The organism is Candidatus Enterococcus moelleringii (assembly GCF_017377575.1).
Lineage (GTDB): Bacteria > Bacillota > Bacilli > Lactobacillales > Enterococcaceae > Enterococcus_A > Enterococcus_A moelleringii.
In genome coordinates, this window is sequence record NZ_JAFREM010000004.1 from 405,307 (window position 1) to 418,187 (window position 12,881).

The following is a 12,881-nucleotide window of genomic DNA, read 5'->3' on the forward strand; positions in this document are numbered from 1 at the left end:
TGCTTTTTCTCCTGTCTCAATTATTTAGAGATTACGCCCAATGCTGATAAAGCCACACTGACAATCAGCACGATGAAAATTGCTTTGGTTGATGTCATGTTCTTTTTGCCTAGCATCCAGTAAACAGCTCCCACAATTCCGGCAGGCAGCAGGCGCGGCAGGATCATATCAACGTTGTTTTGCATGTTCAAGGTTACATCCCCAATGCTTGGTGCCCAAGAGAATTGAACATTAACCATGGTTGCTACCAAAGCCCCTACCATGAATACCCCAAGTAAAGTTGCGGCATCGGTTAAAGCAGTCAAGCGATGCTGCATGGTGGTAACAAGCGAAACCCCTTCTTTGTAGGCGAATTCCAGCTGTTTCCAACGGAAGACCATTACGGCAATTTGGGCGACGATCCAGATCACGATCCCAATTGCATTGCCATTGATGGCCATGTTGGCAGCCAAGGCCCCGAAAATCGTCGGAATCAAGGCGGCAAAGATGGAGTCCCCGATTGCGGCAAAAGGTCCCATTAAGCCGGCCTTCAAACCAGAAATCGTTTCTTTAGCAGCAATCCCTTCTTTTTCTTCAATCGCCAAGTCAATCCCGGTAATGATGGTATTGAAGAAGTTGGAAGTATTGAAGAATTGAGTATGGGTCTTCATAATTTCCTTTAGTTCTGGTGTATCGTCTCCATACATTTTACGTAATTGCGGTAAAATGGTATATAGGTAACCTGAGCCCTGCATCCGCTCATAGTTCCAGCCTAGCTGGAAAGTGAACAAGCTGCGTCGGTTAATCTGCTTAAAATCTTCTTTGGTTAATTTGTAATTAGATTTCGTCATCTTCAATTTCCCCCTCGTCTGAACTATCGGAACTGCTGCTGTGACTGGACGGTCCAGTCGGTACCATCTGCCCATTCTTGTAGCTGATAGCTGCCAGCGCAAAACCGATCATGGCAATCGCCAACATTGGCAGAGAGTTAAAGACGCCGGTAAAGTCATCGACTACACTGGCTACACTGCCGCCCAATAATTGCATGTTGGTAAAGACGGTTCCCAGCAAAGCGGTCAAGGTAAAGCCTAAAATCAAGTAAGGGAAGTGCTTCTTGACTGGCAAGTAGCGCAGCAAGATCGCAAACCCGACGGCTGGTAATACAGCCCCGGCAACAGATAGTCCATCACCCAACCATTTCAAATCGCCATTCAAGTAACCTACCACTTTTTCCACTAAGCCGCCGCCGAAAGCCAACGCTAGGAAAACCGGTGTCATTCGTGATAAGGACCACGGAAGGGCACCCATCAAGAAATTACGTTCAATCCCTTTGTAGTTCATGTCATCGACTAATTTGTCGATTCGATGCGCGAAGAAGGTATTGGCAAAACGAGCCAAGATATCCAGCTGAATCATCAAGCTGGCAACTGGTACCGCAATTGCGGCAATCGCTTGCTCAGGATTCATGCCTAAGGCTACGGTGAAAGCCGTTGCCAAGATTGTGCCTGAGTTGGCATCAATTCTGGAAGCTCCCCCAAAGGTCCCAACCCCTAAAACGGTCAATTGCATACTGCCGCCGATAATTAAGCCGGCCTTCAAATCCCCCATCACTAATCCGGTGAATAACCCAGCAAAAACCGGGGCGCTCAAGGAAGAGTACACTTGCAATTCATCTAAAATTTGGTACCCTGCGTATAATGTTAATAATAAGATCTGCCACCACATTATGTTCATATACTTAACCCCCTATTTGTTCAAAAGACTCATAAAGTCTTCTGCCTTATCACTTGGTACCATCTGAGCAACTAGGCGAATCCCTTTGTCATTCAACTGCTTGAAGACTTCTATATCCTGATCCACCACATTAATCGATTTCGTAATCGACCGGGTTTCGTCGGTTTGCGACATGTTGCCGACATTGATTTCTTCTAATGGTACCCCTAATTCCACCAGCTTCAACAAACGATCCGGTTTGCGGGCAATCACCAGCAAGCGTTGGGAATCGTATTTGCCGGCTAAAATGTTATTGGCTGCTTTTTCAATTGGCAAAACACTCAGCTTCACACCCGCCGGAGTTGCCAGCTTCAAGCCGCTTTTTTCAATATCGTTTTTTGCGACTTCATCATCCACTACCATGATGCGGGTAATGTTTAATTTCGTAGTCCACAAATTAGCAACCTGCCCATGTATCAAACGTCCATCAATTCTTACAGCAATAATACTCATTTTTCTCCCTCTTTCATCTCTTTGTATAGTGGTTTAGCCAGCAACTGGATTTCTGGCTGGTAACGTCCTTCGGTTTCAAATACGACAATTTCGTTGTTCCCTGTTTTTAAATAGCCTTTAGGAATATACAGGGAAAGCGTAGGCCCAACGTCCCAGAAACGACCGATGTTCACATCGTTGACAAAGACAACGCCTTTACCAAAGCCGGTCATATCAATAAAACAATCAGCAGTTTCTGTCAACTCTACTTCATAACGATAAAAGCTTGGCTGCTGCGGCTGCCACGTGCCGGAATAATCCACGTCAGCAACACCTTCCAGCGGCAAACCATACTGTAACCACTCAGTCATAAAATGCAAATCCGCCATCACGCCGGTGCGAATCCCTTTTTTCTGGGTATCGGCAAACAATTTATGCCCGTAATTCACCCGCCCCATATTTTCCAGCAGAATATCAACTTGATTCTCAGCTTGATCCAGCGAAACAAAAATGTCTTCGCCAATCTCGGTTTGATATTGGGTCGCTTGATGCGCTCCGTTCAAGTACAGCTGCGCTCGATCACGGCCATCAATAATTCGCAGACGTTCTTTGTCGGCGTCTTTTACCATCGTCGTTCGATAAAGCAGGTAACCGGTATTTTGCCCCAGCTCCTCCATCGATTGAGGATAAAGGGCTTTCACTGGTTGACTCACTGTTTCTAAAGTCGCAAACAAACTGACTTTATCCTGCAGCGGAATACTATCTACTACCATAGCTTCCTTAATTAACGGCTCCTGTTGCGGAATCTCTGGATACAGCTCATGAACCATCCGTTGCAACGCATAATACTTATCAGTTGGATTGCCTTGTTCATCTAAAGGTGCCCCGTAATCATAAGAAGTAATTTGCGGCAAATCGATTACTCCGCGAGCGGAGCAGCCGTTCATAAAGCCGAAGTTGGTCCCGCCGTGGAACATGTACAGGTTGATACTGCCGATTGCCAAAGCCTCTTTCACAGCCTCTGCCAACTCTTCAGCATCCCGCTGCACGATCGGCTCCTTCCAACGATTGAACCAGCCATCCCAAAATTCCATGCACATCAAGGGCCACTTCTTGCCATGTTCCGCGAAAAAGCTTTCCATGTCGGCGAAGTTTTCTTTGGCCTTGGAACCGAAGTTGCCGGTCACCAAAATGTCTTCTTCGATCATGCTGCCAGCTCGTAAAGTGGCATGCCAAGGGCCGTCTGACGTGAAGAAGGGCCCCTCGATTCCCCGTTCTTTCATCAGATCGCGCACTGCCCGCAAGTAAGCTTTGTCCTCACCATAAGAGCCATATTCATTTTCAATTTGAATCATTAAGATGTTGCCGCCTTGAGTCAGCTGATGGGGCTTGATTTTCTCCATCAAGACATCGTAGTAATCCGCCACATGCTTCAGATAAGCCGGATCAGAGGAACGAATTCGCCCCTTTTCCTCCAGCAGCCAGGCGGGAAATCCGCCGAACTCCCACTCGGCACAAATGTAAGGCGACGGTCGAACAATCGCATATAAGCCCAGCTCCTGGGCAATTTCCAAAAACCGCTCCAAGTTTAAAATGTCGTCAAAATGATAGCTGCCTTTTTGCGGCTCGTGCAAATTCCAAGGAACATAGGTTTCCACCGTATTGAACCCCAACGCCTTCAAGTTGTACAGCGAGTGATACCAATCATCTGGCTGGACCCGAAAGTAATGAATCGCTCCTGACATGATCTTAAAGGGCTGCCCATTTAGCAGAAAATCTTCTTTAATCTCAAATGTATCCAAAAGCTCCCTCCTCATTGTAATCGCATTCACTATATTAATATACTAAATTTTATTAAATCGAATGTCAACAGTTTTAAATACTTGAACTTGTGGTAAAATCATCCTTGAAAGGGTATCCGAAAGAACTTTAATCCAATTCTTAGTAAACACTCATGGAGGAAGACTATGGCCACACCTAAATATCAACTCATAAAAGATGAATTAAAGCAGCAAATCATTTCCGGCCGGTTTGAAAACGGCGACAAGTTTTATACTGAATCAGAACTCACTCAAATGTATAACGTCAGCTCCATCACTGTGATTCGTGCCATGAACGAATTAGTCAAAGACGGCTTCATCGTGCGTCACCAAGGCCGCGGTTCCTTTGTCTCCCGGGCCCGCAAAGGCAAGCTGGTGGAATTCTCGGACATTGAACTGTTCTCTATCAACAATGACCAGGTGAAGGTGTTGTCTATTACCCGCGGCAATGATCCGGTTTATCTGAATCACCTGAAGCTGCCGCTAACTGCCTATTACTACTGCATCGAACGGCTGCGCACCACCGGCGGAACACCCTATCTTTATCACCAAACTTATTTGCCGGAGCAATATGTCAACGCCAACTACCCGGATTTAAGCTACTACAATTCGATTTATCAACGCTTCAAGCTGGATTACAATATCCACATGAACGAAGAAGACTTTGTGGAAACCAATCAAATCAAGTTCCCGACACCGGCAGCGGCTGCTGAAAAACTGCTGATTGCCCAAGAGGAGCCTTCCGTCCTGCAAATTCGTATCACTAAACGGCGCGATACGGAACAGGTGCTGGAATATGTGGAAACCTACAAAAAATGGGACTTCTACAAAATTGAACTCGTTTCCCAATCTCTTTAACGGTTTGATCGAGCCCTGGCTTGATCAAACTTTTTTTACCTTGATTTCCTCAATCAGCTGCTGAAAATTCTTCGGCTCAACATGTCCGGTCTTGCGTTCCATCGTGTTCGCCATTCCGGCTGCCATGCCTTCTTTCATAACCAGCTCGGAGTCATGTCCTTGTGACAGTCCATAGGCCAAGCCGGCGATCGTGGAATCTCCTGAACCAACCGGATTCACCACTTCAATCGTGGGAATTTCCACCCGGTAAAAGTTCTCCTGATGCTTAACTAGCGCGCCATCTTTGCCTAACGACACCACCAGCCATTCAATTCCGGCAAACACCTCCTGATTCAAGGTCGCCTGCATCTCAGCTAAACGCTCCAATGACAAGTTTTCCCCTAACAAAGCCCGCAATTCATCTAAATTGGGCTTAATCAAGTAAGGCTTTTGTGCCCCCAGCAAAACTTGCCGCAAGCTTTCACCCGAAGTATCCACTAAGACCTTCACCTGCTGCTCCGATGCCAAGCTTACCAACGTTTGATAAAAATCCGCCGGCAATCCTTTGGCTAAGCTGCCAGAAATGGTTACCAGCTCGGCCTGCTGCAACAGCGCTCGGTATTTCTTCAAAAATTCCTGCTGCTCGGCTTCACTAACTACCGGTCCAGCTTCCAAAATCTCTGTTTGATTGCTTTCATGCAAAACGGCAATCGAATTACGAGTTTCTTCCTTAATCATCGCGAAATCGTGGGTAATCTGCTCCTGATCCAACTGACTGGCTAAGTAGGCACCATGAAAGCCGCCGAGTACACCAGTTGCGGTAACCTCTGCTCCCAATTCATGGAGCACGCGGGTAACATTCAAGCCTTTGCCGCCCGCCGTTTTAGTCACCTGATCGACGCGGTTCACGTCATCTAAAACGAACCGCTCCAGCGGATAAGAAATATCAATCGATGGATTCATTGTGACAGTTAGTATCACGGCAATTCCTCCTAATCAATGACCTGAACTTTGTCGTGCCATGAGTTGGCGGTTTGCTTGATAACCGCATTTAAGCCTTCAATATTTTCCCGGCCTTCAGTTTCCAACCATTCACGTCCCGCTGCTTCACCGGATTCGATGAAAGGCTTCACGCCATTTTTCCAAGTTGCCCGACCGCATAAAACGCCGTTAAAGGTTGAACCAGCATCTTTGGCAAAACGCAGCGTTTCTTGGAACAGCTCTGCACTGACTCCAGCACTCAAGAAAATAAATGGCAGCTCCGTCGCTTGGCTTTGTTCCAAGAAAAATTGTGCCGCTTCGGCTTTGGTATAGGCTGTTTCACCAGTAGCGAAGCCTTCCACAAAGTTCATATTCACCGGCACTTCCACCTTCAACACATCGACTTTATACTGAGGCTTCGAGAATTCCTCCATCATTTTGTTGACTTTTCGTGGTTTCACCTTGGCATATTCCAGCGAGCTGTTGTCACTGTTGGTGGCATCATAAGAAAGCAATTCCAGATAGAAAGGAATATTTTCCGCCGCACATTCGCTGCCTAGCCGTTCGGTAAACACGTGTTTTTGATGGTTGATCTCCGGATCTTCATCCACATCGTAATAAAGCAAGAATTTAATCGCATCGGCTCCCTGCTCCTTCAAATGCAGCACCGACCAGTCCGCCAATAAATCTGGCAAACGCCCTGGCGTTGCGGCATCGTAGCCGGTTTTTTCGTAAGCCAGCAATAATCCCGCATCTTTATGACGAGCCTTCGCTGCCGGCAAACCGTATTCCGGATCAAGTAAAATTGATGAAGCATAGGGCGTTAATTCACAGGAAACCAGCTCCTTGAAATCTTCAATTTGCTGGGCAGTCGGTTCAACATCCAACGCCTTGATCATCTTCTTCAAGGCGCCCCGCTGATCAATCGCTAAAGCACTGATGGTTCCTTCAGGTGTCGATAAGCGATCCATAGCGGCCTTTTTTTCTTTGGTTAATTTCAGCATGTTCTTCCTCCTACTTGTACTGGTGAATCGTAACGCCTTTAACCACACGGTTGACTGTGCCGGTTGGCGACGGTGTATCCGGCGTGTTTTCCACCTTCACTGAGGTAAGCAAGGCCACGGTTTGGGCCACCATAACATAGGCTAACGCCAAGTAACCGTCCGGCAGCAAGAAGTTATCCGCCGTAAATTCAAAGCTGTCACCAGAGAAATTCCGTTCCCCCGGTTGGGTAATCGCAATCGTTCCGGCTGCGATCCCGTCTTCGTGCACTTCTTCTAGCACATCCAGATCGTAATCTCGTGTATAGGAATCATTGTTGACGAAGCCGAACATCAAGGTTTTTTCATTAATAAAGGATTTCGGTCCATGACGGAAGCCCATCGATGAATCAAACACCGTTGAGACTTTGCCGGCGGTTAATTCCAAAATTTTCAATTGCGCTTCTCGGGTTAAGCCAGACAAGCTGCCGGAGCCCACATAAACGATCCGGTTGAAGTCGCGATCGACAATGGCTTGAATTTCTGCTTCCCGACTAATCACTTCTTGGCCTAACTTGCTTAACACTTCAACATAGTGTTTTTTATCAGCTAAATCGGTTTCATTAAAAGTTAGCAACGCGCCTAAAGTCATACAGCTGAAGCTGCCGGTCATGGCAAAGCCGTCATCGTTAGAGCGTTTTGGCATCAGCAATAATAAACTGTGCTCATCCGCCTGGCTGATTTGGGCTAATTGACCTTCTTCGGCACAAGTAATCGTTAAATGATGCAGCGTGTCCACCACTTGGTTCGCCACTTCTACTGCCGCGATACTTTCTGGACTGTTGCCGCTGCGGGCAAAAGAAACCAGTAAAGTTGGGACATCCTGCCATAAATATTCCTTGGGAGCCGCCACGATATCGGTAGTTCCGATACTTTCAAAAATATAGTCATGATGATTGCCGTGGGCGTTCAAGTAAGGAACCAACGTATCCCCCACATATTGGGAAGTTCCCGCTCCGGTGAAAATCACCCGCGTTCTTTGGCCGTTAGCCTGACTCTTCACTTCGGCTAGGAAGTCTTCAATCTTGGTCAAATTCTCCTGATAAATCGTGAAGGCTTCTTGCCATAATTCCGGTTGTTGGCGAATTTCCCGGGTGGTAATTTCCGCCCCCATTTTTTCTAATTCTGCTGCTGTTAATGAATACATGCTCAACTCTCCTTGTTCGTACGAATATGACGTATCTTGTAATGGAAATGATCGGCGCGGGCGACACTTAAGGTAAATTCGATGATCTCGTTCTTCATGTTGTAGGTTGAACGGCTCAAATGCAGTACCGGCGCACCCTCGGGAATTTCCAATAATTTTGCATCTTCTTTTTGTGCAATGCTGGCGAATAATTCTTCATCGGCTAAACGCACCGTTTGCTCAAAGTCTTCTGAAAACAAATCATACAGCGGCTTGCTTCTTAACAACTGTTCGTCCAGCGACATAAATAATTTCACTGGCAGATAGGAATCCTCCACCATCAATGGTCGTTGATCCGCCAAACGCAAGCGGCTCAGCTTAAAAAGAGGTTCGCCTAAAGGCAGATTCATGTGTCTGGCGATGTATTTATCCGCTTCCAATTTCTCAAAAGATAAAATCCGCGTCTCCGGTGTTCGCCCCAGATCCTTCATTTGTTCCGTGAAGCTGTAGGCCCCAGCCAAATCCGCTCCATCCTTCGTCAAGTCAGAAACAAACGTGCCTTTGCCGTGCCGGCGATAAATACTGCCGGTGGCTTCCAATTCCTGCAGAGCCAAGCGAACCGTCGTCCGACTTACTCCATATTGAGCGGTTAATTCCCTTTCCGACGGCAATTTGTCGTGGGGAACCATGCTGCTGTCGATCCGCTCCTGCAGCACATCCACTAATTGATGATACAAAGCTTTGTTTTTAAACGAATGTTCCATCTAAATCCCTACCTTCATAACTGGTTATAACCACAAGACAAGTATAGGGTGGTTTTTTCAGGCCTGTCAAGGAAGCGAGAATAAGCAAACAGCAAAACAGCCTTCAAACCGCGCTATATCAGTTCCAATTTTTTTATATAATAATTTCGAAACTTTTTGATTCGCGATGAAATCGCTTTATTTAAATACCAATCCAACCCAAAATCTAATACCAGTTGGCTTGTTTTCGTGACAAATCTAATACCAGTTGATTTATTTAGTGAAAAAAATCACTGACTCAACCTGCGAGTCAGTGATTTCTGATTTAAAAATGTAATTGAAACACCGAAATTTCCGGTGGTACACCCATGCGGGCATGGATCTTAGTAGTCCCCAGTCCGGTGTTAACGTACAGCTGGGTATGATCGCTTAATTCATACAGACCCCGCACATACTTTTCTGCCAGGACATTTTTGACTTCAACGAAAGGTAGGCGCACCTGTCCGCCATGACTGTGGCCGGCTAAAATTAGCTGGGTATTGGTGCCGATAAAGCCATCCGCCACATCTGGCTCATGAGTCAGCATAATCGAATAATCGTAGCCTTGGCGATAAGCCAGCGCCTCGTCAATCGAAGGATTACCTAACAAGGAATCATCCAATCCACCGATAAAGACCTGCTTGCCATCCGCCAGCGAAATGGTTTCCCCGGCGTTTTTCAACACTTCAAAGTTCGCCGCGTTCATCACCTGTTCGTACACTCGCGCAGCTCCGCCGCCGTAATCATGATTGCCCCACACTGCATACTTGCCGATGGTAGCCTTCATTTCACTCAGCTTAGCGATAATTTCCTGTTCGTGATTGTATTGGGCGTAATTATCGAACAAATCACCGGTAAAAACGATGATGTCAGGATTTTCCTTGTTCACCTTTTTAATTACCTTGTCCAAGCGATTGGTGGCGTAGCTCTCCGACACTTGAATATCGGAAAGCTGAACCACCTTTAATTCCTCCGGCTTCGACTGATCCCCTAAATGAAGGCGATGCACAATCGCCAAATTCGGCTCAATCTTAAAGGCATAAACCGGCACAAACAGCAGGATCAGTACAATTCCTAATAAAATTTTTTTCAGCATGTCTTCCCTGCTTTCTTTGGTTTATTGATTTTCAATCACCGTTTGCTTGCCGTGATTGGTAATTAACGCCGTATGTGGCTGCAATGTCTCTCCATTTACGGTTTGAGCTTGATCAGAGAAATTGGCGATGACCGACAAGTCCTTGCCGTAGTTAGTTTCCTGTACCAATTTGTCCTCAGTTAAATAATTGAAGTCCGTCATTTCTTGATTAATTGCACTAGTTTGGAAAGCTTCCCAGTTTTTGCTGTTGGTAATGAGGTCCTGTTTACGCTCGTTCCAAGTCGCCGCATCCAAGTGCACCAATGGCGGTACATTGTACAAATATTCCTTCAAGCGGCGATTTTGTACTTCGTCTTGGATTTTGTAGCTGTCCCATTCCCAGTGGTGGGTGGTAATTACGGATTCGTTATAGACCAATTTGTACAACGGCAGGCTGTAAACCGGATCGATCGTAGTTGCTTTGTACTCATCCTTAACCGGAACCTGCTTCGAGTAACGCTCAGGAATCCCGTCGCCTAAAGCCGCATAGCCACCTACATAATAAGGACTTTCTTTGTTTTCCCGCATGTCAGGATCACTCCAGGCAATCACCGGCGTTTCCAAGCCATGAGCGAAGACCATGCCCTGATTGAAGTAATCATTTCCGGTTTCGGTTCCGATCACTAGCCCTTTTTTCGCCAAACCATCTGCCCGTTTCAAGCGGGCTTGAACATCCTCATCCATCGAAGTTGGATGCTCCGGATTAAAGTCATTGTAAATTTCCCCGGCTGCATCAGTATCCAAGAACCAAGTGTTAAAGGGAACTTCCTTGGAAGTCGTCTGCTTCAAGCGGTATTGCCATTCATCACCAATCAAGGTTTGGTTCACCTTGCGTCCCTTGCCTAAGAAACCAGAAACATATTCGCCAGAAGGCTTCATGATGGTTTTATTGTTGTAAACATTGGTATTGTTCTTAAAGCCAGCGGTATTCCAGTCAATCGAAGGAGTTTCGTGAATCGATTGATACGAATCGTATGGTCCAATTAAATAGCCGTCTTTTTTGGCTGTCTGTACAAATTGCGGATTGATTAAGCCTTCGTTCCAGTTAGCTAGACCAATCCAGGAATTGTTAATCCCACTGTCCTTCATGTCCTTGATCACATCGGAGCTGGTGCTTTGCCCCCACTGATCCAGCGCCACGGTGCTGTCCTTCAATTCAACCTTCAACAGCTGCTTGTTAATGGCAAAGCGTTTTTCCGTCGGCATATCTTCCTTCGTCTTCTTCAAATATTCCTGATCCTTTTTATCCAATGTCGGAAAGACTTCCGCATTGTAAAAATCCGGATAAGCCAAGACGGTGTTCAAGCCAGTTAAAATCGTGTTCTTCTCATATTTATAAGCCTCGCCGTTGTTCAACGCCGTAATCGCATTGTCAAATTCATCCCGGCCATCCTCTGAATATTGCTCCAGCAAATCACCAACGTGCTGATACAATTTCTGATGGTCCTCTTTTTGCAGCTTCTGCCACTTCACTTCATCGGCAGTCAAAATCCGACTTTGCCAGAAATAGATATGAGGTGCACCGATCAGCTTGCTCACTTCCGGTGTGGTTTTAGCTTTATCTGCCAATGAAGTAAATTGATCGTTCTCAATCCGGTTCTTTTGATACAGCTTCGCCACCGCCACTGGATCATTGTCGGATAAGTAAATATCGTACTTTTGTGAGTCTTTCCGGTTGAAACGATTCAGCGAAGTCTTCAACTGAAAATCAATCGTCGGTGTGGTCGTATCTTCAGCCAATTCTTTGTTAAAATTGTCCTCCATTACCACAGTTGCCGCAGTATTGTCCTGCACCGCAGATAGAAACGACATAGAGAAACTTTCGTTTAAATCCAACGTATCATTTTCCTGGAAATAGCTTTGCCAGCTGGCATTATCGGCGGGAATACTTTTCCCTTCCCCAATCGGCAAATAGTAAGTGTCCCCTTGAATCTTCGGAAAATCGATTTCTTCCACCTCATCTGATTGCGGCGTCATTTCCACTTCCAAGTGATCGTCTTTTTTCGTTACCTTCACTTGAATCCCTTTATCCGGATAATCCCAGGAAATGGCGTCCTTTGATTTTTTGACGTTCGCCACCGTTGCGCCCTCATTGCCGGCAAAGGTAAACGCGTGATCCTTTGAACGCAAAGTAATTTGGAAGGTCTCCGGATCGATGTCAAAATCAAAATCCTTAATGCTGTATTTTTCGTCTTCTTTTAAAACTTTTTTTTCGTCAAATTTTAACGCCACCGGCGTCGCGTCTGCCTGCCCGCTCTTTTTTTGATGGGCCGCCATTGAAACCAGCGTACCGCCTGATAAAAGCAAAGCAGCCGTTAAACCGCCGATGATGACTTTCTTTTTGGTTCTATTATTCATGTCTATTTCCTCCTAGTTCGCTTTAAGGTATTAATTTTTCTTGCAGAAAAATTAATCCGATTCTCACCACGGATACCATCCAATTACACTTTTCTCTTTTTTTACAGAGAATAATTTTAGGTAGATTTCTAATGTTTGCCTAACTGCCAAAAAGTTGGACTGGCACCCTACAACGAGAAGAATACAGAAGGAATATGCAAAACTTGTGCAAAATTCAAAAGAAGTTGCAAATTCTCATTTCCACGTAGCTAACTCCTTTTGAGGAATTGATTTTTCCAAGCTCGTGAAAAATCAAGTTCATTCTCGTACGCATACCATTATGCTAAACCTTGCAATCTGTGCCTAGGTGGTAAACTATAGAAATTCTTTCGCTTCTGACAAACTGCGAAAAGCATAACTGGCAGCTATCTCCTTTCGAGGAATTGATTTTTCCAAGTTCGTGAAAAATAGGAGTGACAGCTACCTCCCATTATGAGATTAATTTTTCCAAGATCGGGAAAAATTAGTCCGATCGTCTTACGCTTACCATTCCACTACACAGCACGAATCATCGTTTGCTGGGCATTTGTTAAACTTTTCTCACTATGTACTCTGCGAAAAGTGGAACTGGCAAAAAAA

At 45.7% G+C, this 12,881-nt stretch carries 11 protein-coding genes; 1 reads left to right on the forward strand and 10 read right to left on the reverse strand.

The genetic code is table 11. The annotated features are described in order from the left end of the window. Positions 1 to 20 precede the first annotated feature (20 nt). From JZO70_RS03740 to JZO70_RS03755, 4 genes are read right to left on the reverse strand one after another with little or no spacing between them, the layout of a single operon-like run. Positions 21 to 830, reverse strand: a complete 810-nt coding sequence (locus tag JZO70_RS03740) for a PTS system mannose/fructose/sorbose family transporter subunit IID (RefSeq protein ID WP_207672187.1) — start codon at positions 828 to 830, stop codon at positions 21 to 23. Beyond that, positions 817 to 1,713, reverse strand: a complete 897-nt coding sequence (locus JZO70_RS03745) for a PTS mannose/fructose/sorbose/N-acetylgalactosamine transporter subunit IIC (RefSeq protein ID WP_207672188.1) — start codon at positions 1,711 to 1,713, stop codon at positions 817 to 819. Before JZO70_RS03745 ends, JZO70_RS03740 begins: the two co-directional genes overlap by 14 nt. A 12-nt stretch (positions 1,714 to 1,725) precedes the next feature. Next, entirely contained in the window at positions 1,726 to 2,205 is a 480-nt protein-coding gene (locus JZO70_RS03750; protein WP_207672189.1) for a PTS sugar transporter subunit IIB, read from the reverse strand. Next, entirely contained in the window at positions 2,202 to 4,001 is a 1,800-nt protein-coding gene (locus JZO70_RS03755; RefSeq protein ID WP_207672190.1) for a glycoside hydrolase family 35 protein, read from the reverse strand. Before JZO70_RS03755 ends, JZO70_RS03750 begins: the two co-directional genes overlap by 4 nt. 150 nt (positions 4,002 to 4,151) lie before the next feature. Between JZO70_RS03755 and JZO70_RS03760 the strand changes: the two genes are divergently transcribed. Then, on the forward strand, positions 4,152 to 4,862 hold the full coding sequence (locus JZO70_RS03760) for a GntR family transcriptional regulator (protein WP_207672191.1): 711 nt from the start codon (positions 4,152 to 4,154) through the stop codon (positions 4,860 to 4,862). A gap of 24 nt (positions 4,863 to 4,886) precedes the next feature. On the opposite strand, the gene JZO70_RS03765 is transcribed toward JZO70_RS03760, so the two are convergent. From JZO70_RS03765 to JZO70_RS03790, 6 genes are all read right to left on the reverse strand, one after another. Next, a complete protein-coding gene (locus tag JZO70_RS03765) occupies positions 4,887 to 5,822 on the reverse strand; it encodes a hexose kinase (RefSeq protein WP_207672192.1) in 936 nt (311 codons plus the stop codon). A gap of 11 nt (positions 5,823 to 5,833) precedes the next feature. Beyond that, positions 5,834 to 6,826 carry a tagatose-bisphosphate aldolase gene (lacD, locus tag JZO70_RS03770; protein ID WP_207672193.1) on the reverse strand — a complete coding sequence of 331 codons (993 nt, stop codon included), beginning with the start codon at positions 6,824 to 6,826 and terminating at the stop codon, positions 5,834 to 5,836. A 10-nt stretch (positions 6,827 to 6,836) separates the two neighbouring features. Further along, complete coding sequence (locus tag JZO70_RS03775; RefSeq protein ID WP_207672194.1) at positions 6,837 to 8,009, reverse strand: SIS domain-containing protein; 1,173 nt, start codon at positions 8,007 to 8,009, stop codon at positions 6,837 to 6,839. A gap of 2 nt (positions 8,010 to 8,011) precedes the next feature. Beyond that, positions 8,012 to 8,752: a GntR family transcriptional regulator gene (locus JZO70_RS03780; RefSeq protein WP_207672195.1), complete on the reverse strand. Its 741-nt coding sequence runs from the start codon at positions 8,750 to 8,752 to the stop codon at positions 8,012 to 8,014. A gap of 304 nt (positions 8,753 to 9,056) precedes the next feature. Beyond that, the gene (locus tag JZO70_RS03785; protein ID WP_207672196.1) at positions 9,057 to 9,866 is read right to left on the reverse strand and encodes a metallophosphoesterase; all 810 of its coding nucleotides are present in this window, start codon (positions 9,864 to 9,866) and stop codon (positions 9,057 to 9,059) included. Between the two features lie 21 nt (positions 9,867 to 9,887). Further along, on the reverse strand, positions 9,888 to 12,263 hold the full coding sequence (locus JZO70_RS03790) for a glycoside hydrolase (RefSeq protein ID WP_207672197.1): 2,376 nt from the start codon (positions 12,261 to 12,263) through the stop codon (positions 9,888 to 9,890). Positions 12,264 to 12,881: the final 618 nt, after the last annotated feature.